Source organism: Acinetobacter sp. YH12226 (assembly GCF_013417805.1).
Classification (GTDB): Bacteria; Pseudomonadota; Gammaproteobacteria; order Pseudomonadales; family Moraxellaceae; genus Acinetobacter.
Window position 1 is genome coordinate 97448 of the sequence record NZ_VPDG01000007.1, and the last position, 20974, is coordinate 118421.

A 20974-nucleotide genomic window follows, 5' to 3' on the forward strand; every position below is an offset into this window, starting at 1 on the left:
CTTAGACACTCTGAGTGATTTTGCAATGGTGGATCTGATTGGAAGTGAATATCAGTGTAATTTTTCAATTCAATCAAACTATTGAAACTTCATAAGAAGTTATATCTAGCCTAATTATTTTTTGTTATATACTCAAATGACTAAAAATAATTTTAAGAGCTAAAAATTTGGATTCCAACTTACTCACATTAGGTAGTTTTATTACTAGCTTAGGCACATTGATTGTTGCAGTATTTGCACTTCATTCTTGGAAAAAACAATTTAATAAAAGCCTACAACGAGATTTTGTTTTAGATGCATTAGATACTGTACATGAAGTCTCTGCATTGAATTTTAAAATCGTTAACAAATTCAATTATGAAACAGAAAAAGATAATAATTTTCTACTTATATCAGAATATTATTTGAATCCGATACCTGCTAACTATCAAAATTTACTAGAGTCATTAGGACATAGTATGGTTAATTTGGAAAAGGTTTTAAATCGTTTAAGCAAAATCCAAAATGATGAATATTTTGATACACTTTCAGAAAAATACATTGAAACTATATCTGAAATTTACATGTTTTTTGAGTCTGATGAACTAATTGGACTTGATCATCCCGATATAATCAAAATGAGTGAAAAAGGTTGGACTACATCATGGTTAGATAAAGCCTTTGATAAAGAGCGAGTGTTAGAATTTCAGATTGAAGAGTATTTATTAAAACTATTAAAAATCTAAAGAGAGTTTCCCTCTCCCATAGGGAGAGGGTTAGGGTGAGGGAAATTAAATTGCCACCAACTCCCGAATGCCTTTCTCCGGCATTTCACTACCCACACCTTGCGCCACAACCTGCCCACGTGCCATCACGGTATAACCATCGGCAAGTTCTTCAGCAAAGTCATAAAACTGCTCAACCAGCACAATCGCCATCTCACCACCATCCGCCAGTTTACGAATGACCCGGCCAATGTCTTTAATAATGGATGGCTGGATGCCTTCAGTCGGTTCATCCAAAATCAGCACACGCGGTTCAGAAGCAAGTGCACGTGCAATGGCAAGCTGCTGCTGCTGCCCACCGGACAAATCTCCTCCACGGCGGTGCTTCATTTCCTCCAAGACAGGGAAAATTTCATACAAATGCTCAGGCACTTTGCGTGTCTTTGCTCCTTTAAATTTCGCCATACCAATGAGAATGTTTTCCTCCACCGTCAGCGTTGAAAAAATATCTCGACCTTGTGGCACATAAGCCAAACCTTCACGTACACGCTGTTCAGGACTGAGTTTCGAAATGTCCTTGCCATCCAGCAAAATCTGTCCGGATTTAATCGGTAAAATACCCATCAGACATTTAAGGAGCGTGGTTTTCCCCACCCCATTGCGTCCAAGCACCACCGAACATTCACCCACAGGTGCAGTCAACGACACATCACGTAAAATATGACTGCCACCATAAAATTGATTGACGTCTTTGACTTCTAACATCGCAAGCTCCTTAACGCCCTAAATACTTTTCAATGACATCTTCATTGGCTTGTACTTCTGCCAATGTGCCTTCTGCTAAAATTGCGCCTTGTGCCAATACCGTGACTTTTTCACTAATGGTGTCAATGAAGCTCATGTCATGCTCGACCACAACGAGGGTGTGATTTTTCTTGAGTTCTAAACACAGCTCCGCCGTGCGTTCGGTTTCGGCATCGGTCATGCCTGCTACAGGTTCATCAAGCAAAATCAGTTTTGGACGTTGCATCAGCAACATGCCGATTTCTAACCATTGCTTTTGACCATGTGACAGCAAGCCAGCAGGTTTATTAATGAACTCTTGCAGACGAATCTGCGTCAATGATTCATCCAAAGCATTTTGTGCATCGGGATCGAGTTTGCTAAAGAAACTCTTTTTCACCCGTTTGTCTTTGGGTGCAGCAAGTAACAGATTTTCCATGACGGTGAAATTTTCAAACACGGTCGGTTTTTGGAACTTACGCCCAATGCCTGCTTCGGCAATTTGTTCAGTGCTCATTTTGGCTAAATCGTAGTTTTGCCCAAAAAATGCTGTGCCTTCGGTTGGTCGCGTTTTACCGGTAATCACATCCATGAGGGTGGTTTTACCTGCCCCGTTCGGCCCGATGATGCAGCGTAATTCCCCTTCTTCAATGTAGAGCGACAAATCATTTAAGGCACGAAAAGCATCAAACCAGACGCTGACTTTTTCTAAATACAGCGCTATGCCGTGAGTAAAGTCTGCGCCTTGTTCTTTTGGACGACCATAGCCTTCAGAAGCATGACCACCATGCGGTTGTAGGATCTCGCTCATTCGCTACGCTCCTTTTTAAAACGGTCAAACAGACCAATAATGCCTTTCGGTAAGAAAATGGTGACCACAATAAATAGCGCACCCAAAATGAGTAACCATGCTTCAGGATAAGCCGAGGTGAAATAGGTTTTTACCCCGTTAATGACACCTGCACCAATTAGTGGGCCAATTAAAGTGCCACGACCACCCGCTGCCACCCACACCGCCATTTCAATCGAGTTCACCGGGTTCATTTCACTTGGATTAATAATGCCTACTTGCGGCACATACAGCGCGCCTGCAATCCCTGCAATCACAGCAGAAAGCACCCAAGCAGAGAGCTTGTACCAAAGCGTGCGATAGCCCAAATATTGCAGACGATTTTCGCTGTCACGAATCGCCCCCAACACACGGCCATAAGGTTTATTCATTAAATGACGTAACCCAACAAAACAGAGCAGCAGTACCAATGCGGTGATAAAGCACAGGCTGGCACGCATAGATGCCGAGGTAATGTCCATACCTAGCATGGTTTTAAAACCGGTAAAACCATTGTTGCCACCAAAGCCGGTTTCATTACGGAAGAACAGTAATGCAGCGGCAAAAGTCATGGCTTGGGTAATAATCGAGAAATACACGCCTTTAATTTTCGAGCGGAAGGCAAAGAAACCAAAAATAAAGGCAATGATGCCCGGTACTAACACCACAAGGGCAAGTGACCAAAGGAAGTATTCAGTCCCCACCCAAAACCATGGCACTTCCGTCCAACTCAGGAAGCGCATAAAGTCAGGAATACCATCCCCTGCAGACTGGCGCATCAGGTACATGCCAAAGGCATAACCGCCAAGGGCAAAGTACAAACCATGTCCTAAACTTAAAATTCCGGCATAGCCCCAAACTAAATCCAGTGCCAAAGCGACCAGAGCCAAACACATGATTTTGCCAATCAAGGTGACCCAATACGCAGATAAATGCAGGGTTGAATCGGCAGGTAACAGGTGTAACCATGGCAATGCCAATAAAATGGCAAAGCATACGGCAATCGCAATGCCACTATGCGGTTTGTCGGATAATAATTGTGTAATCTTCATGTGCTTACTCCACAAAACGGCCTTTGATGGCAAACAAACCTTGTGGACGTTTTTGAATAAACAAAATCACAAGCACCAAGAGAACAATTTTTGCCAGTACCGCACCAATGCCAATTTCCAAGGCGGTACCACTAATACCTAGACCAAGCGCTGCAAGGACTGCACCCCACACCTGACCTACACCACCGACAACCACCACCAAGAAGGCATCAATAATGTAGTTTTGCCCTAAATCCGGCCCGACGTTACCCACTTGTGCCAAAGCACAGCCCGCTAAACCGGCCAAACCTGAACCTAAACCAAAGGCCATCATGTCGATACGGCTTGAACGAATACCAACGGCTTGTGCCATTTGACGGTTTTGCGTCACCGCACGTACAAACAAACCAAAACGGGTTTTATTCAGTAGGTAAACCAACAACAAAAGCACTGCAATGGTGAAGACAATAATCGCAATACGGTTATACGGCAGCATTAAACTTGGGGTAATGGAGATCCCGCCTGATAGCCACGAAATATTCGACACTTCGACATTTTGCGCACCAAAAGTCATGCGTACCAATTGCATCAAAATCAGGCTGACCCCAAAGGTTGCAAGCAAGGTTTCAAGTTGACGACCGTATAATGGACGAATCACGGTACGTTCAATCAACATGCCGATCAGCCCACTTACCAGGAATGCTGCAGGAATCGCGGCGATTAAGTACCAATCGACATAGCTACCCAAATAACTTTTAAACAGGCTTTGCACCACATAAGTGGTATAGGCACCAATCATAATCAGCTCGCCATGCGCCATATTAATCACACCGAGCAAACCATAAGTAATCGCAAGACCCAGTGCAGCAAGCAGTAGAATACTCGCAGTACTTAAACCTGAAAATAAATGTCCTGTCCATTCGCTGGCTTGAATACGGGTTTTAATACTGCTTTTCGCTTCAAGCAAAGCCGCTTTCAGCTCTGGATGTAAATTCGGCTGTGTTAGCTCATTTTCCACCATCGCCAAGACATCGGGACGATTGGAGTCTTGCAAGGCTTTCGCCGCTTGAATTTTAACTAAGACATCTGCATCTTGATAATCCAGACGCGCTTTAAGCTGGGCCAAACGGGCTTTGACTTTGTTATTTTGTTCGTTCAAATACAGGGCATTGATGTGAGCAACATTCAGCTCTGCCAAGTTGCTTTCATAAATATCAATCGCTTCTAAACGCTCGGAAGCATCTTCAGATTTGAGTTTTCTTTGTGCCAAACCAAAGTTGAGCGCTTTACGCAAGGTATTCACCAAAGTCACTTGTGATAAGTCACTCGGCCAATCTGCAACGATGCCTAGACTCGGATAGCTGAGTAATTTTTCGTCCGATTCTAAAATATAGGTTTGACCATTAGCCCCACTATAAAGCTGCTCGTTTTCAACATATTCTGCAAGCTGATCTAACTGCTCAATACTGCCCGGCCATTGCTTCAGTAAAGCACGGCGCTGGGCAAAATCACCTTGCACAAATTGCTGGATTGCATCTTGTTGTATTGCTGCAGTCAATGCAGTGCTATTTGAGGATTGTTCTGCTGATACCAGTTGCACACAAATAACCTGTACAAATACCAGAAAAATAGTGGCGATATTCACACGAATATTCATTATATACACCCCTATTCCATTGGAAGTTTTCCGTGGAGAGTAAGAAAAAAATCAGAGGATGCCTGCTACGGCTGTAGCAGGCAAAAGATAGGTATTATTTAGGAATGTACGGGCTCCAAGGCTGTGCCTGGATGGCTTGAGGCGTCTTATAGACCACATCAAACTGACCATCACCACGAATCTGGCCAATCATGACTGGCTTGTGTAAGTGATGGTTACTTGCATCCATTTTTAGGGTATAGCCCGATGGTGCTTTGAATTCCTGACCTGCCATCGCTTCACGGACTTTATCGACCTCTGTAGAACCTGCTTTTTCAACGGCTTGCTTCCACATATTAATCCCGACATAGGTCGCTTCCATTGGGTCATTGGTCACCAGTTTGTCAGCATTTGGCAGTTTGAATTCCACCGCATACTGCTTCATTTTGTTGGTGAATTCGGTATTGACCGGATTCTTCACTGACATGAAATAGTTCCATGACGCCAAATGACCCACTAATGGCTTGGTATCAATACCACGCAGTTCTTCTTCACCTACCGAGAACGCCATCACTGGAATATCAGAAGCTTTAATGCCCTGATTACCCAGTTCACGATAGAATGGTACGTTGGAGTCACCATTGATGGTTGAAATCACTGCGGTCTTTTTACCAGCTGCGAATTTTTTCACATTGCCGACAATGGTTTGATAGTTGCTATGACCAAATGGCGTGTACTCTTCCATGATGTCCGCATCGGCCACGCCTTTAGACTTTAAGAAAGCACGTAAAATCTGGTTGGTGGTACGTGGATACACATAGTCTGTACCGAGCAGAACAAAACGCTCCGCTTTACCGCCCTCTTCGCTCATCAAGTATTCCACGGCTGGAATCGCTTGCTGATTGGGCGCAGCACCGGTATAAAAAATATTTTTGGATTGTTCCTGGCCTTCGTACTGTACGGGATAGAACAATAAGCCATTCAGCTCTTCAACCACTGGTAAGACAGATTTACGTGACACCGACGTCCATGCACCGAAAATTACCGCGACTTTGTCTTGGGTAATCAGCTGACGTGCTTGCTCTGCAAAAAGTGGCCAGTCTGATGCTGGATCGACCACCACAGGTTCCAGTTTTTTACCCAGTACCCCACCATTATCATTAATTTCCTTAATCGCCATTAAGGCCGTGTCTTTCAGTGAGGTCTCAGAAATTGCCATCGTGCCTGACAATGAATGCAGGATCCCGACTTTAATCGTATCGCCGCTGTCTGCGACTTTGCTTTCTGCGGCCGGGGCTTCTGCTTTTTCAGCAGATTTTGAACACCCCGTTAATGCAACAGCCCCTGCCATGGTTGCGGCTAAAATACTTTTTGAAAATAAATTGCGTTGGAACATCAGATTTTCTCCAAACTTTATGATGGTGCATTTTTCATGCTTGTCTTGTTGTACATCTGGATGGAGTGATTCAATTTCTGTGCCAAGGCTTCAAAAAATAAAAAAAATTAATTTAACTGATCTCATTATTCGTATTATGAATCATGAATTTAGTCATACTAAAAAGACTTAAAGCCCTATTGCAATGTAGAACTCAGACTCAACTTTAAATAAGTTGCATAAAGACCAATCAAAATATGCCAAAACTAAGATAGAAGATGATGTACAAATAAAGTGCAGCATCTTGAGTAATTTTTGCACTGTTTTAAAACAAAAAAATCCCGCGCTTGCGGGATTTTTATTGCTTAAATTCGATAGTTTAAACCACCAAATCTGCCAGATTACCTTTTTGTTCTAACCAGTCTTTACGGTCACTGGCACGTTTTTTCGCCAAAAGTTTATCCAATAAACCTGCAGTATGATGAGCATCATCCAGATCTAGTTGCACCAGACGGCGCGTGTTTGGATCAAGTGTGGTTTCACGTAACTGGCTGGCATTCATCTCGCCCAGCCCCTTGAATCGGGTAATTTGCGGATTCTTGGTTTTGCATTTTTTCAGGATGCTATTCAGCTCATCTTCATCCAAAGCGTAATGCACATCTTTGTTGTCATCAATACGGAATAATGGTGGCATTGCGACATACAAATGCCCCTCTTCTACCAGAGTCGGGAAATGCTTCACAAACAAGGCACACAGCAAAGTCGCGATATGCAAACCATCCGAGTCGGCATCCGCCAGGATACAGACCTTGCCATAACGCAGTTCAGACAAGTCATCCGAACCCGGATCAACGCCAATGGCAATCGCAATATTGTGTACTTCCTGCGATGCTAGAACTTCGTCAGAAGAGACTTCCCAAGTATTCAGGATTTTTCCACGAATTGGCATAATCGCCTGGAAGTTCTTATCACGCGCCTGCTTGGCCGAACCACCCGCAGAATCCCCTTCCACAATAAACAGTTCTGACTGATCCAGATCATGGCCTACACAGTCCGACAGTTTCCCCGGCAAGGTTGGACCCGCGACAATTTTCTTACGTTCTACTTTTTTCGCTGCTTTGAGACGGCGACCGGCTTTGGAAATGGCCATTTCTGCCAGTTGCATGGCGATGTCAGAATTCTGGTTCAACCATAATGCAAAGGCATCTTTGGCAATATTCTGCACAATTCCAGCTGCTTCACGGCTCGATAGACGTTCTTTAGTCTGACCTGAGAATTGCGGCTCCTGAAATTTCAGCGACAGGATATAATTGACGCCGTCCCAGACATCTTCGGCAGAGAGTTTCATATTCCGCGGCAGCAAATTACGCAGTTCACAGAACTCGCGCATCGCATCGGTGACACCTGAACGCAGACCATTCACATGGGTTCCACCTTGTGCGGTTGGAATCAGGTTGACATAAGATTCCTGGACGCTTTCACCACCTTCAACATTCCAGCAAATCGCAAATTCTGCGCTGGCGCGCTCTGCGTCACCTGTGGCGACAAAAGCTGGTGCCGGAATAATTTCACGGTCTTCCAACTCATCCATTAAATAGTCGACTAGACCATTTTCAAATTGCCAGGTGATTTTTTCATCATTGATCTGATCAACATAATTGATCTGTAAGCCCGCCGCCAAAACAGCTTTGGCTTTGAGATTATGTTTTAACGCTTTGAGGGCAAATTTAGGTGAATCAAAATATTTGGCTTCAGGCCAGAATTGTACAGTAGTTCCTGATACCCGTTTCGGTGCCTTACCTGCCAGTACTTCAAGCGGTGCAACCGGTTCGCCATTTTCAAAGGCCATTTTATACAGATTGCCCTGACGCTGAACTTCAACTTCTACCCGGGTCGAAAGCGCATTGACCACTGAAATCCCAACGCCATGCAAACCACCGGAAAACTGGTAATTATCGGTGCTGAACTTACCGCCGGCATGCAGTTTGGTCATGATAATTTCAATACCGCTCTGGCCGTATTCAGGGTGAATATCCACCGGCATCCCACGGCCATTGTCTTCGACTGATAAAGAACCATCTTTATAGACCGTGACGGTAATCTTGTTGGCATGTCCTGCCAGTGCCTCATCGACAGCATTATCAATCACTTCCTGTGCCAAATGGTTGGGACGAGAAGTATCGGTATACATGCCCGGACGACGACGGACCGGATCCAGACCAGATAAAACTTCAAGAGATTGAGCCGTATATTGAGACACGTTATTCGGTTTCCTTTTTTATGCAGTCCAATAAAAACTGTAAGACGAACGGAATTTTTTCCGCAAAATCATCCATACCGTGACTGCCATGCGCTTCAGTCATCAGTATTGCAGGGGGATGCGCAGCACTATAATAACGATGTGCTTCACGATAATCCAAAACTTCATCGCCTTGTTGCAGCAGAACCAGTATTTTGTCTGCATCTTGTGCAACAGGCAGGGCCAATTGCTGGAGTTGTACCAGATCTGCTTCATCCAGACACCATTTCGGATGAACCTGATAAGGCAGTTGCTCATCAAATAGTTCACGAAACAGTTGCCATGGTCGCATTGCCGGATTGATCAGTACAGCAGGCACAGCATGCTGTGCGACCAGATGTGTCGCATAAAATCCGCCGAGACTGCTGCCCAGTAACGCCACATCATGCATCGATTCAATCAGGCCAGAAACATACGCAATGGCAGCCTTCGGTGACATGTTTAAATCGGGTAAATGTACCTGAATTTCAGGATACTTTGCACAGTAATGTTGCAGCAATTTCCCCTTGATCGAGTTCGAATTACTCTTAAAACCATGCAAATAAATGATATTCATGAACTACCAACAAAAAACCCATCAATCATCAAAATTTAATTTAAATAATGTGAAGTACACTACGTTATAAGACCAGTTAATTGCTTAAATTGTCTGACAAAAAAGCTCAAAATCTTCTCTCATTCTCGTTATTTTAAGCTGAGGCCCTCAAAATCAGGAAACTCAACAAGAAAAAGAATTTATACCGCGAAGTTCTTTAAAAAGAAAGATGGCACCACATGCGGCTCATTGAAAGGACAGGATCAGATGCCAAGTTTGACACCGTTACATGAAACCTATTGTCGATGGGATCGGACCCCGCCGAGTCAGGCCGATGTACTGGAAGGTCTGGCGCAGCTGGTGACTATGCGCTTTAACGATGTGATCCAGGAACTGGTCAAGAGTATTCAACGCGAAATCTTAATGAGTATTTTCGGTTTAAGTGAAAATAATTCAGAAAAGATTCAGAATATTCCTTCAATCGTGCGGCTCTATCAGATGTCTTATGACATGCTGTTTCATTATGGCAATACCCTGATTGCCCCTGCTTTGCGCCAGATTATTGAACGCTTTCCTAAACTGCACAATAAACCGCTGACACCTTCCTTGCATTTTCTGGTCAGTGTCTTAAATGGCATTATCGGGGATTATCTGCTGAAATATCAAAACCCTCTAGCCCTGCCGATGGTGATCTATGACCATTATGGCTCGCTGCAAAAAGGTGAGCTAAGCGGTCGTATCACTTTGTTTGTACATGGCTTATGCATGAACCATTTAGACTGGTCAAATCGCAAATATGAAGGCATTGGGGCAAAATTACTGGCGCAGCGCGACCGCAATACCATGCTCTACCTGAATTACAATACTGGACGCCGGATTTCTGCCAATGGTCGCAGTCTGGCGAATACCTTACAGGATCTGGTTGTTCGCAATCCTAGAATTACCAGTATTGACCTGATCGGGCATAGCATGGGTGGTCTGGTCTCTCGTAGTGCGCTGTTTTATGGCAAGCAGAATGTCTATAGCTGGGTCAATATGGTGGAAAATCTGGTTTGTCTGGGCTCACCGCATCATGGTGCAGTACTGGAACGTTTTGGCTTTAGCTTGCAGGACAAACTTGGACATTTTCCACTGATCCGGCTGCTTGGCCATCTGGTCAATATTCGCAGTAACGGTATTCTGGATTTGCGCCATGGCAGCGTCCGGGATGATGACTGGGAGCATAATCCACTTCGGATCGGCTTTATGGATGATCACCGTAAACCTGCCCCGATTCCCTCTCATATCGACACCTACCTGGTTGCCGGCACCATCGAGTTTGAAAACCGCAAGAACAAGACCTTGCATGTGATTGGCGATTATCTGGTCAGTATTAAAAGTGCTTTGGGCGAGCATCCCAATCCGCGCTTTCAGCTCAAAGTCCCGGATGCAAACAAGGCGATTTTCTATGGCCTGAACCATTTTGAAATTCAGTATCATCCGCTGGTGGCCGAGCAGGTGGCGCGCTGGTTCTATCCAAGTGTAGAAGATGAAGCCTTTGATCAGATTCATGAATATGTGATGGATCTGGACAGTCTGGAAGGCATTGCCCTGACCTAAACTCAAGCAAAATAAAAAAGCCCTCAATTGAGGGCTTTTTTATTAAATACGGAATTAATATTTATCTCTGAGTCGTTTAACCGGTGCCTTTTTATATTTACGCAGCAGTTGCCATAAACTGACCAGCAATAAAATACTAAAGAAGATCAAAGACCAGACAGGTAAGGATTGACCCAAGAAAGTCCAGTCAATCGCAGCACATTCACCCGAACCATTCAGCACCTGTTGCAGTACAGACTGCATCGGCAGGGTTTCCAGCCAGTATTCCAGACCGGGACCACAGCTCGGCACCTGATCCGGTGGCAGGTTCTGTAACCAGACATGACGCGCAGCCACGCCCACAGACCACAAAATACTGAGCGAACCCAGCAAGGCATACAGCCGCTTCATGAGATTAGATGCGGGATTATGCAGGAATGCGATCAGTGAGATGATCCCGAGTCCGATTAATCCAACACGCTGAAACACACAGAGCGGACAAGGCGCCAGACCTTGTACATGCTCAAGATATAAGGCAAATGCCATGCCGATGACAGCAGCCAGAAACAACATACCACTCACGAAGCGATAACCCCATTGCATGGTGAATCCTCTTATTTTTTATCGATATTGGGCTAAATAATCAGCAAAACTGACGCTGCTATCTTGCTCGAGTTGCTGTTGCTGCTGCAATGACTTTTGTGACATTTCTTCAAAATAAGCCAGTGTTTCTGGACTGAGCTGATGTTCCTCATAGACACTGCTATGTTGCTGGGCCAGATGTTGGCCAAAATGCCACATACCGCCCTGTTCACGTGTATCACCCACCACCAAGGCAGACAAGGTGGCATCCACTTCATCGACCCGGATCATCATGGTTTTTAATGCATCGGTATAGAGAGTACTGTCATAGGCCGAATTTAACAGCTTGGCCAAGGGGTGCATGCGTTGCAAATGCATGGCACACCAGTCTTCAATCGGATAAGACTGGCCATTTTCCATAATTGCGGCATTTGGCGCACGACCACGGTTCACTACTTCGGCCTGATTCTGTTCAATAATATCCTGTTCATTGCTGAGGAGCGCCGGACTGTCCTGCAATAAACAGTACAAGGCTACGACTTCGAGGAAGCCGGCCGTATCTTCATTAATGCCAATCGGGCTGTATGGATTGACATCGACTGCACGCAGCTCGACATAGGCAATCCCACGATTTTCCAGTGCCTGTGACGGCGTTTCACCTGCAAGCGGCACCTGTTTCGGGCGCACTAAGCTGTAATATTCATTTTCGATTTGCAGCACATGATCATTGATCTGGATCGGCTGGCCATTGGAATCATCTAATCCCAAACGACTAAACGGTTTATAGGGCGTTTTGACCGCTTTTTGCAGTCCGTCCAGATAGTCCTGCAAATTATTGTAGTGAATACCGAGCTGTTTCTGTGCAGAGTTTTGATAGCCAAAACGTCCCATACGTAGCGCAGTCGCATAAGGCGAATACAAGGTGCCTTTGACCAATGGCAGCAAGAAATGATCACGGCCAGTCATAAAGCACTGGCAGACCGCCGGACTGGCCCCGATCAGGAACATCACCAGTGGGGTCAGACGAATAAAGTTACGGATCAGGCCCATATAGCGATGACTGCGATAATCCTGCAAGCTCAATGCTTGCAGCGCCTCGTCCTGTTCCTGCTGTTGCAAGGCCTCGAACAGATGATCCGGGAAAGACAGGTTGTAATGCACACCTGAAATCGTCTGCATACGGCGGCCATAACGCACACCTAGACCATGACGATACAAGGTTTTAAATAAACCGATATTCGAGCTGCCATACTGTGCCAGCGGAATACTGTCATCGCGGCTGTCCAGCATACACGGCATCGACAAAGGCCAGAGCTTTTCATCATTTTCCAGATGACGATGCACAATCGCATGAATATCGCTGAGATAGTCCAGCGCTTTTTTAATACTGTCCTGTGGCGGAGTAATAAACTCCATCAACGCTTCAGAATAGTCCGTGGTGATATGTGGATGAGTCAAGGCTGAACCCAAGGCACGAGGATGCGCTGCCTGTGACAGGAAACCATCACTTTGCATACGCAAGCTTTCACGCTCGATACCACGCAGCATGCCTTTGATGAGTGACGACTCGACCCAGGTCGGTAATACATTTTGGGAAGTCGATTCAGGTTGACTCATTACAATCTCGCTTAAGGGGGCTAAATTATTAAATTAAAATCATCGGTTTAATCAGTATAACGTGATTTCGTGCCGGCATATGACAGGCTGCCTAGTTTTCAGGCAAACCATTGATTTTTAATTTGGCAAATTTTTAACACAAACTTCCTCTATAAGACATGGAAAATTTGTGATTTTATTAACAAATAGATGCTAATGAATTGTAAATATTATGAATTATCAAGATATTTTAGACTTTTGGTTTCATGCGGACAGCCAGCCCTTATGGTTTAGCCAAAGTCATGAATTCGACCAAAGTATTGCGCAGCAGTTCATGAGCACCCATCAGCAGGCAGCCCAGGCTGAACTTTGGGGCTGGCGTAAAACAGCAGAAGGTCGGCTGGCCGAAATTATTGTGCTAGATCAATTTTCACGAAATTTATTCCGTGATTCTCCCCAAGCTTTTGCCCAAGACAGTCTGGCACTGGCCTTGGCTCAGGAAGCCATCAGCCTGAACCTGGATCAACAGCTCAGTCCAGAACAACGTGCCTTTCTGTATATGCCATTTATGCACAGCGAATCCAAACTAATTCATGAATTCGCCTTAAAACTGTTTCAGCGTCTGGGCAATCCGACCAATCTGGAATTTGAGAAAAAGCATAAAGTTATTATTGACCGCTTTGGACGTTATCCGCACCGAAACCAGATTCTGGGTCGTGAATCGACCGATGAAGAACTTACTTTCCTGACCCAACCCGATAGCAGTTTTTAAGATTTTTTAAGACCGGCTGTCTGAACTGGATCATTGCATCAGGAGATCGAACATGAAAAACATGCTACTGGGATTGAGTATGATTGCTGCCATCAGCCTGACTGGCTGTGCAACCACACCCTCAAAGCCCTTAACATTTGATCAGTTAGGTCGCTACAGTACCACTCCCCTCAACAGCAACACTTACCGTATCAGCTTTCAGGCCCGTCCCAATATGAGCTTTGGCACAGCTGAAGAAATTACCCTGCTCAAAGCCGCACAGACTACCGTACAAAATGGTTTTCAATTCTTCAGAGTACTGAATGATCCAAGTAACCGCACCCAGCAACCTCCACGGTAAGCCATCGTCTATCCGGCGCCAAGCTTTTATCCTTACGGGTATTACCGCCGATATCCGGGATTCTGGCCAGACCCATTCTATGACCGTCCTTATACCGTGACTCTGGATCCTGCCCAGGTGGCTTATACCATTGAATGCTTCAAAGCCAATCAGGCGCCTCAAGATGCCTTTGATGCCCGCTTGATTTTACAGTCACTTGGGGCTAAATATGGTTTAAGTCCATCCGGTGCAGTGCTGCAACCGCAACCGGCCAATCCCTCCTGACAGGATGATCTATGCAGACAGAGAGTATCTCCCCGAGCTTACAACGCAGTAAACGTTTCGCGACCATCGCCCTGGTGGTCGCCGTACTGACCTGGTTGGCACTGATGGTGGCAGCCAAACTGCTACCTGAATATGTCTGGCTCATTCATATTCTGATGCTCTCGGCAGAAGCGGGTGTGGTCGGTGGACTGGCGGACTGGTATGCGATTACCGTGCTGTTTCGTAACCCTTTTGGCAGATTGCCCATTCCCAAGTTTTTACGCGACCATACCGAAATCATTCCACGTAATAAGGCTCGTATTGCAGAGTCGATGGGCCGTTTTGTGCAGGAAAATTTTCTTTCTCCGCAAATTGTACAACGCAGTCTGGACAGTACCGACCTGAGTCTGGCTGCAGGACGCTGGCTGGCCAATCCACAAAATAATGCCCAAGTGACTCAGGTCATTCAGCAAACGGTTCCTAAAATCTTTGAATTTGTCGGACAGGAACAGATTGCCGGCTTTATCCAAAGCAACAGCGTGCAATGGGTCAAAAATACCCAGATCAATACTCTGGCCAGCGAAATGCTGCATGCCGTTCTGGACAATGATTTCCATCAGGATGTGCTACAGCGCGGACTGGATGTGGTGCATGCCTGGATGACCTCGCATCCGGAACAAACCCGCGAGCTGACCCGTAACCTGTTTAAGGAAATGGGCGTGTGGAAACTGGCCAAAGGCGCCAGCTGGATCGGGATTGACGTGCAGCAACGCAGTATTGATTCCGTGATCGGGCGCGTTGAAGCCATGCTGGCCGATCCAGATCATCCGTGGCGACTTAAAATTGAGAGCATGGGACATAGCTGGATGTTGCAGCTGGCAGATAATGACAGTGAAGCCAGCCAGCGTCTGAATGAAACCAAAGATGCCTTACTGGATAGTCCACAGGTACTGAATTTTATCAGCGGTGCCGTGGTGATTTTATGTGATGCAATCAAGGCAGACTTGCAAAAACCTGATTCGGGTATTGCGGAAAATCTCAGAATTGCCATTCAACAGGTCGGAGAAAATATCATCTCGAATGCTTCGGTTCGTGAGCTGCTGAATAAACGTTTGAGCTCTATCGCGGTTGACCTGAGTGACCAGTACAGTGAAAAAGTGATTCGCTTTATCAGCGAGCGCATTCACGAATGGGATTCAAGCGAGATGATCGACAAGATTGAAAATGAAGTCGGCGGCGACCTGCATATGATCCGGGTCAATGGGGTCGTGGTCGGTGCCTGTATCGGTCTGGTGCTCGGGATCATCCGGGCGGCGGTGGAGCATTTAATTTAAAAATGATGCTATTCGCCCCATATAGCCCGACTTTTAAAATGCTCAAGAATTGACTCCAGCCAGATCAAATTTAAGATTTAAAAAATGATCATTTGGGTGACTGAGGTCCGGACATATCGACCAACAGCCCAGTGAATTTGCGTACGAATGGCAATAAGGTCACCACAATCGGAAAAGCAATCGCCCAGGAAATCATCCAGTTATGAAACCAGAGTGCCATAAATCCATCAATCCAGCCAAGATTACGCAGCATATTGATCATGGAAATAATGCCACTCATCAGGCAGGACAGGATAAAAGGCACAATAATCAATGCCCATTTTGCAGGGAGTTTAGGAATATGACCGATAATGGTCGGACGTTGTGATGCAGCCACGACATGCTCTTTTTACTGTTTTCAGATGACTAATATAAGCCAAATTCTGTAGGGTGAAGCATTGTTTTTTTCATCTGAAATGTTGAGCTGAAAACTGGTGTTATTTTCACGGGATTAATCCGTTGATTTTCCCTTTCTTTAGTCAAAAACTTCTGACGAAGTGATCCTCTACTTTTTATTCCCTAGAAATGCTTTTACCTAAACAGCCTGAAATTTGCTATATTTGCTGTTTTTCTGCGATCTCTATTTTCGACTGATTATGAATACGGCAATACAAGCAGCTCTCGATCATGCAGTGCACACTTTACAGGCACAAGGCGTACTCCCATCTGACTGGAACAATACAAGTAATTTGACGCGTACCAAAGACCGAAGCCATGGTGACTTTGCGTCGAATATTGCCATGATCGCGTCGAAAGCTGCGGGTATGAAGCCACGTGATTTAGCGGAAAAAATTCTTGCTGCCCTGCCTGAAGTGGCGGATATCAGCAAGGCAGAAATTGCCGGTCCTGGTTTTATTAACTTCTTCCTGAATGCTGACCAGCGCTTTGCAGTCCTTGATCAAATTCAGGCACAACAGGCGACTTATGGTCGTACCCAGGTCAATGCGGATAAACGTATCCAGGTTGAATTCGTGTCTGCCAACCCGACCTCTAGCCTGCACGTAGGTCATGGTCGTGGTGCCGCGTATGGTATGACGGTTGCGAATTTGCTTGAAGCGACTGGTGCTAAAGTCGACCGCGAATACTATGTCAATGATGCTGGCCGTCAAATGGACATTCTGGCGACTTCGACTTATCTGCGCTACTTAGAATTAACGGGTCAGGAACTGGTGTTCCCGAAAAATGCCTACCAAGGTGACTACGTTAAAGAAATCGCGCAAAGCATTATTGATCAGGATGGCGACGCCTATGTACGTCCTGTGGCTGACGTGTATAAAAACGTGCCTGAAGATGTACAGTTTGCAGCTGAGTTAGATGCAGATGGTAATAAAGTCGTATTGTCTGGCGATAAAGAAAAACACATCGATGGTTTGATCTTTAACTCACAAGCGTTAATTGGCACAGGCTACCGCGTATTCTTGCAAGCCGCGCTTAAAGCTATCTTAGATGATATTAAAGATGACCTGGGCGAGTTTGGTGTAACCTTCAATCAATGGTTCAGCGAAGAATCATTGACAGACAAAATTGAAGAAGCCTTACAGACCTTAGATCAGCGTGGTTTCCTGTATGAACTGGATGGCAACATCTGGTTTAAATCCACTGCATTCGGCGATGAAAAAGACCGTGTGGTGAAACGCCGTAATGGCCAGACCACTTACTTCGCGTCTGACATCGCTTACCACCTGAACAAGTTACAGCGTGGCTATACCGATATTATTGATATCTGGGGTTCAGATCACCACGGTTATATCGCACGTGTAAAAGCGGCCATTGATGCGCTAGGCTATGACTCGAAGAAATTAACGGTTCTTCTGGTTCAGTTCGTAAGTCTTTGGCGTGGCGGCGAAATGGTACAAATGTCATCCCGTTCAGGCCAGTTTGTGACCTTGCGTGATCTGCGTAAAGAAGTCGGCAATGATGCTGCACGTTTTTACTACGTAATGCGTAAGTCTGAACAGCACATTGATTTTGACTTGGATCTTGCTGTGTCACAAAGCAAGGACAACGCCGTGTATTACATCCAGTATGCACATGCCCGTATCTGTCGTATGTTAGAAAAAGCAGCTTCTACCAATGTCAACTTTGATGCTATAGCAGCACGTAATTTGGCGGCCAAGCTTGAACTTGATGCTGAAACTGAAATCCTGGCCAAGCTGGCTGCCTACCCAGAAATTCTGGTACGTGCTGCAAACAGCTATGAACCGCATCAAATTGGTAACTACCTAAAAGAACTGGCAGCATTATTCCACGGCTGGTACAACGACAATAAAGTACTCGGTGATGATGCTGAATTGACCCAAGCACGCTTATTGTTATCAGTGAACGTGCGTCAGGTACTGCGTAACGGTCTGGAACTGCTTGGCGTATCAGCTCCTGAGAGCATGTAAGCAAAACACTGTTTTGCATGCTCGCAAGGCGAGAGCTAGGCTCGAAGCAGAAATGTAAAGCACTGCTTTTACATTGATGCAAGACAAGAGCTATGCTCGAAGTGAGCATGTAAGCAAAACATTGCCGTTTATCTGCTGAGCAGACATTTTGTAACTTTAGCTATGTGCTTGAAGATACAGATAAATTAAAATTCTGTGTGATTTGTGATCTAGAGGATGACTTTTGTATCCTGATCACATAGGATGAAGTGATAGTAGGGGCATAACTGCTGTTATGCCTTTTCTATATGTCCCGATTAATAAGAGGAAAATCCCAAGTGTTTGGAAAAACGCAACGCGGTGTATCTGAAAGACCGAATAAGCCTAAAAAGCCACTTATTCCAACCTGGCTCGGCACACTCGTGATCATTTTAATCGTGTTAAGTTTTTTGATGGCACTGATGCTCTGGAAGCCATGGGAACCGGTTAAACCGAAAACTCAAACAAGTGCTGAATCTGTCCAAGAAGAAGATACCAACAAAGATTATCGTTTTTATGACCTGTTACCACAACAGCAAGTGACGCCGATTCCTGAACAGGCCGTCCCTGAAAACAAAAATCAGGATACGGTAGTGATTGTAGAAGCACCTCGACCTGAAGTGGCTACACCTGAGGCGACCACAACTGAGCCTGGTTTAGAAGCCAGCGAAGCACCCGTTGCCGCTCCGGCCAGTTATATTCTGCAAGTTCGCAGCTTTGATGATCCAGATCAGGCCGATGCCCGCCGCGCCGAAATTATTCTCAATGGTTTATCTGCCGATGTGGTACGCAGTGTAGAAAATGGCAAAGTCTGGTATCGCGTGGTTTCAGGCCCTTATGATTCTGCAGAAGCTGCAATTATCGCACAGCAAACCTTGCAGAATAGCGGGATCGATTCCATCGTCGTGAAACGGTAAATTTCTAGAAATAAAAAAAGCGCCTGATGGCGCTTTTTTTTGAACCTCTCCCTTGCGCAGCAGTGCTGCTCATGTCCTATAAGGAGAGGAAATCCCCCTTTTTTAAAAGGGGACTGAGGGGGATTTTTATTTATTCTAAACGAGAAAATATTTAATCCCTCCAACCTCCCTTTAATAAAGGGAGGGTAAAATCTTTAAACTGTATGCCCCAGCGCTTCACCCATATTCACCAAAGAATTGGCCTTGAATACGGCATCCCACTGCATTTTATTTTCTTCGAATAAAATCACTGCTGTTGAACCGAGGTAGAAACGACCCAGTTCTGCCCCTTTTTCCAGGAACAGATCATGCTGATTAAGTTCGATCCGGCCTGAAGGCTTCACTTTGCCGGTTGCCACGGTTTCAATACCCGCCACAATCATCGCACCGACCAATACCACCGCCATACGGCCGATTTCAGTATCAAACAGACAGACCATACGTTCATTGCGTGCAAACAGGCCCGGAATATTTTCTGCGGTCACCTGATTGACCGAGAATAGCTCGCCCGGTACATATAACGTTTCAGTCAAGGTGCCAGCAAATGGCATATGCACCCGATGATAATCACGTGGCGACAAATATACGGTCGCAAATTCACCGTTTTTGAATGGCTCGGCCAGTTGCGGATCAGCAATCAGTGCTTCAACGGTAAATTTCTGGCCTTTGGCCTGAAACACATCGCCATTTTCAATTTTACCCAGCTGGGAAATCGCACCATCTGCAGGCGAAACAATGCTCGTAGTATCTGGATCAACTGCACGGATACCTTCTTTTAGGGCACGGGTAAAAAATTCATTAAATGATTTGAATTTCAGGGCATTGGCCTGTTCAGCAATCGACATATCAATACCATACTGCGCCTTAAAGGCAGTAATTGCAGCAGTTTTGATAATCGGGTTTTCGCTGGCGGCAATTTTACCCACCACCCGAGACAAGCGATGTTGCGGTACTAATCGTTGAGCTTTAATAAAAAACTGTTGTTTTAAACGCGATGTGATGCTCAAGATGGCAGCTCCCCTGTAGCGATTGGACTATCGAGGCGGTTGCCCCATTCACTCCACGCACCATCATAGGCTCGAATTTTCCAGCCCAGTAAACGACCCAGAATATAGGCCAAACCTGAGCGGTGATGGGACTGGCAGTACACCACAACGGGTTGATTCAAATCAAAGCCCAGTTGTTCCAGACGCTGCTGAGTACGTGGTAAAGGCTGTAATTTTAAATGATTTTCGCGATTAAGGGCAGTACTCCATTCAAAATGACGTGCTCCCGGAATGTGACCGCCGCGTCGAGCCGCTAAACGTAGGCCAGTATATTCATCTTGCGTGCGGCAATCCCAAATTTGAACTTGTTGATTTTCAACCTGTTGGCGCAGTTCATCATAGCCAATCTGAAAATTCGCCTGATGCTCGAGATTAACCTGCAATACGTTCTTCACTGGTGCAAACTGCTCCTGACTGGAAGAAGTCGGCAAACCAGCACCGAGCCAGGCATGAATCCCACCATTCAATAAGCTGGTATTTTCAAAGCCCAGACAATGCAGGTTCCAGAGCAAACGCCCGGCCCATGCCCCGCCCTCATCATCATAAGCCACCACATGATGCTCAGGAGAAATATTCAGATAATCAATGAGAGCCTGCAAGCCATCCGCGTCCGGCAACAGTCCCATTGCCGTTTCTTCCTGACGCACCAGAAATTTAGGCTTTAAATGCAAGGCATGCGGAATATGCAGCTGCTCATACACAGAGGCACGGCTCAGGTCGACAATACGAAGTTTTTCATGGCCCAAATAGGGAACTAAATCTTCTGCCTCAATCAGCAGGCCAAAATTAAAAGCTGCAGCGGTCATCGTTATCATGGCTATTATTGGTCAAATCCTATTGATCTTAGCACAGCTGGTTTTTAGACTTATGCGCTTTCTTTGCAGATGATTA

Annotated in this window: 18 protein-coding genes and 1 pseudogene; 7 read left to right on the plus strand and 12 right to left on the minus strand. The window is 45.5% G+C overall.

The features are described from left to right. Window positions 1–167 precede the first annotated feature (167 nt). Window positions 168–725, plus strand: coding sequence for a hypothetical protein (locus FTV08_RS09200; RefSeq protein WP_005250272.1), 558 nt, complete (start codon window positions 168–170; stop codon window positions 723–725). Between the two features lie 45 nt (window positions 726–770). Here the strand turns inward: FTV08_RS09200 and urtE are convergent, their stop codons facing one another. From urtE to FTV08_RS09235, 7 genes are all read right to left on the minus strand, one after another. Further along, on the minus strand, window positions 771–1469 hold the full coding sequence (gene urtE, locus FTV08_RS09205; RefSeq protein ID WP_180087164.1) for an urea ABC transporter ATP-binding subunit UrtE: 699 nt from the start codon (window positions 1467–1469) through the stop codon (window positions 771–773). A gap of 10 nt (window positions 1470–1479) precedes the next feature. Continuing rightward, window positions 1480–2298, minus strand: a complete 819-nt coding sequence (gene urtD / locus FTV08_RS09210; RefSeq protein ID WP_005250261.1) for an urea ABC transporter ATP-binding protein UrtD — start codon at window positions 2296–2298, stop codon at window positions 1480–1482. Then, window positions 2295–3368: an urea ABC transporter permease subunit UrtC gene (urtC, locus tag FTV08_RS09215; protein ID WP_180087165.1), complete on the minus strand. Its 1074-nt coding sequence runs from the start codon at window positions 3366–3368 to the stop codon at window positions 2295–2297. Before urtC ends, urtD begins: the two co-directional genes overlap by 4 nt. 4 nt (window positions 3369–3372) lie before the next feature. Continuing rightward, window positions 3373–5004 (minus strand): urea ABC transporter permease subunit UrtB, encoded by a 1632-nt coding sequence (gene urtB, locus FTV08_RS09220; protein WP_180087166.1) that lies wholly within the window; start codon window positions 5002–5004, stop codon window positions 3373–3375. Between the two features lie 94 nt (window positions 5005–5098). Beyond that, complete coding sequence (urtA, locus tag FTV08_RS09225; RefSeq protein ID WP_180087167.1) at window positions 5099–6379, minus strand: urea ABC transporter substrate-binding protein; 1281 nt, start codon at window positions 6377–6379, stop codon at window positions 5099–5101. A gap of 358 nt (window positions 6380–6737) precedes the next feature. Next, window positions 6738–8618 (minus strand): DNA topoisomerase IV subunit B, encoded by a 1881-nt coding sequence (gene parE / locus FTV08_RS09230; RefSeq protein ID WP_004647209.1) that lies wholly within the window; start codon window positions 8616–8618, stop codon window positions 6738–6740. 1 nt (window position 8619) lies between these two features. Next, on the minus strand, window positions 8620–9213 hold the full coding sequence (locus tag FTV08_RS09235; RefSeq protein ID WP_005105323.1) for a YqiA/YcfP family alpha/beta fold hydrolase: 594 nt from the start codon (window positions 9211–9213) through the stop codon (window positions 8620–8622). Between the two features lie 246 nt (window positions 9214–9459). Between FTV08_RS09235 and FTV08_RS09240 the strand changes: the two genes are divergently transcribed. After that, window positions 9460–10791 (plus strand): hypothetical protein, encoded by a 1332-nt coding sequence (locus FTV08_RS09240; RefSeq protein WP_005267699.1) that lies wholly within the window; start codon window positions 9460–9462, stop codon window positions 10789–10791. 54 nt (window positions 10792–10845) lie between these two features. Here the strand turns inward: FTV08_RS09240 and FTV08_RS09245 are convergent, their stop codons facing one another. Then, window positions 10846–11373: a disulfide bond formation protein B gene (locus tag FTV08_RS09245; protein ID WP_005267702.1), complete on the minus strand. Its 528-nt coding sequence runs from the start codon at window positions 11371–11373 to the stop codon at window positions 10846–10848. 18 nt (window positions 11374–11391) lie between these two features. Continuing rightward, on the minus strand, window positions 11392–12969 hold the full coding sequence (gene gshA / locus FTV08_RS09250) for a glutamate--cysteine ligase (protein ID WP_005267704.1): 1578 nt from the start codon (window positions 12967–12969) through the stop codon (window positions 11392–11394). Window positions 12970–13180: 211 nt separating this feature from the next. Here gshA and FTV08_RS09255 point away from each other — a divergent pair, with 211 nt between their 5' ends. From FTV08_RS09255 to FTV08_RS09265, 3 genes and pseudogenes are all read left to right on the plus strand, one after another. Then, window positions 13181–13720: a DUF924 family protein gene (locus FTV08_RS09255; protein WP_005094955.1), complete on the plus strand. Its 540-nt coding sequence runs from the start codon at window positions 13181–13183 to the stop codon at window positions 13718–13720. Window positions 13721–13772: 52 nt separating this feature from the next. Then, window positions 13773–14324: pseudogene (locus FTV08_RS09260) on the plus strand (hypothetical protein). Window positions 14325–14335: 11 nt separating this feature from the next. After that, a complete protein-coding gene (locus tag FTV08_RS09265) occupies window positions 14336–15637 on the plus strand; it encodes a DUF445 domain-containing protein (protein ID WP_005094953.1) in 1302 nt (433 codons plus the stop codon). A gap of 88 nt (window positions 15638–15725) precedes the next feature. On the opposite strand, the gene FTV08_RS09270 is transcribed toward FTV08_RS09265, so the two are convergent. Next, window positions 15726–16013: a DUF2798 domain-containing protein gene (locus FTV08_RS09270; protein ID WP_180087168.1), complete on the minus strand. Its 288-nt coding sequence runs from the start codon at window positions 16011–16013 to the stop codon at window positions 15726–15728. Between the two features lie 259 nt (window positions 16014–16272). On the opposite strand from FTV08_RS09270, the gene argS reads away from it, so the two are divergent. Further along, window positions 16273–18063 carry an arginine--tRNA ligase gene (gene argS, locus FTV08_RS09275; RefSeq protein ID WP_180087169.1) on the plus strand — a complete coding sequence of 597 codons (1791 nt, stop codon included), beginning with the start codon at window positions 16273–16275 and terminating at the stop codon, window positions 18061–18063. 317 nt (window positions 18064–18380) lie between these two features. After that, entirely contained in the window at window positions 18381–18998 is a 618-nt protein-coding gene (locus FTV08_RS09280; protein ID WP_005245641.1) for an SPOR domain-containing protein, read from the plus strand. A 194-nt stretch (window positions 18999–19192) separates the two neighbouring features. Here FTV08_RS09280 and asd read toward each other — a convergent pair whose 3' ends face one another. Beyond that, complete coding sequence (gene asd / locus FTV08_RS09285) at window positions 19193–20044, minus strand: archaetidylserine decarboxylase (RefSeq protein WP_180087170.1); 852 nt, start codon at window positions 20042–20044, stop codon at window positions 19193–19195. After that, window positions 20041–20889 (minus strand): sulfurtransferase, encoded by an 849-nt coding sequence (locus FTV08_RS09290; RefSeq protein ID WP_180087171.1) that lies wholly within the window; start codon window positions 20887–20889, stop codon window positions 20041–20043. Before FTV08_RS09290 ends, asd begins: the two co-directional genes overlap by 4 nt. Between the last annotated feature and the right edge of the window lie 85 nt (window positions 20890–20974).

What these genes read in the sequence shown, in the direction of transcription:
- urtE (WP_180087164.1), bottom strand. Translation starts at nt 1,469, where the DNA reads ATGTTAGAAGTCAAAGACGTCAATCAATTTTATGGTGGCAGTCATATT.
- urtD (WP_005250261.1), bottom strand. Translation starts at nt 2,298, where the DNA reads ATGAGCGAGATCCTACAACCGCATGGTGGTCATGCTTCTGAAGGCTAT.
- urtC (WP_180087165.1), bottom strand. Translation starts at nt 3,368, where the DNA reads ATGAAGATTACACAATTATTATCCGACAAACCGCATAGTGGCATTGCG.
- urtB (WP_180087166.1), bottom strand. Translation starts at nt 5,004, where the DNA reads ATGAATATTCGTGTGAATATCGCCACTATTTTTCTGGTATTTGTACAG.
- urtA (WP_180087167.1), bottom strand. Translation starts at nt 6,379, where the DNA reads ATGTTCCAACGCAATTTATTTTCAAAAAGTATTTTAGCCGCAACCATG.
- FTV08_RS09235 (WP_005105323.1), bottom strand. Translation starts at nt 9,213, where the DNA reads ATGAATATCATTTATTTGCATGGTTTTAAGAGTAATTCGAACTCGATC.
- FTV08_RS09240 (WP_005267699.1), top strand. Translation starts at nt 9,460, where the DNA reads ATGCCAAGTTTGACACCGTTACATGAAACCTATTGTCGATGGGATCGG.
- FTV08_RS09245 (WP_005267702.1), bottom strand. Translation starts at nt 11,373, where the DNA reads ATGCAATGGGGTTATCGCTTCGTGAGTGGTATGTTGTTTCTGGCTGCT.
- gshA (WP_005267704.1), bottom strand. Translation starts at nt 12,969, where the DNA reads ATGAGTCAACCTGAATCGACTTCCCAAAATGTATTACCGACCTGGGTC.
- FTV08_RS09255 (WP_005094955.1), top strand. Translation starts at nt 13,181, where the DNA reads ATGAATTATCAAGATATTTTAGACTTTTGGTTTCATGCGGACAGCCAG.
- FTV08_RS09265 (WP_005094953.1), top strand. Translation starts at nt 14,336, where the DNA reads ATGCAGACAGAGAGTATCTCCCCGAGCTTACAACGCAGTAAACGTTTC.
- argS (WP_180087169.1), top strand. Translation starts at nt 16,273, where the DNA reads ATGAATACGGCAATACAAGCAGCTCTCGATCATGCAGTGCACACTTTA.
- FTV08_RS09290 (WP_180087171.1), bottom strand. Translation starts at nt 20,889, where the DNA reads ATGACCGCTGCAGCTTTTAATTTTGGCCTGCTGATTGAGGCAGAAGAT.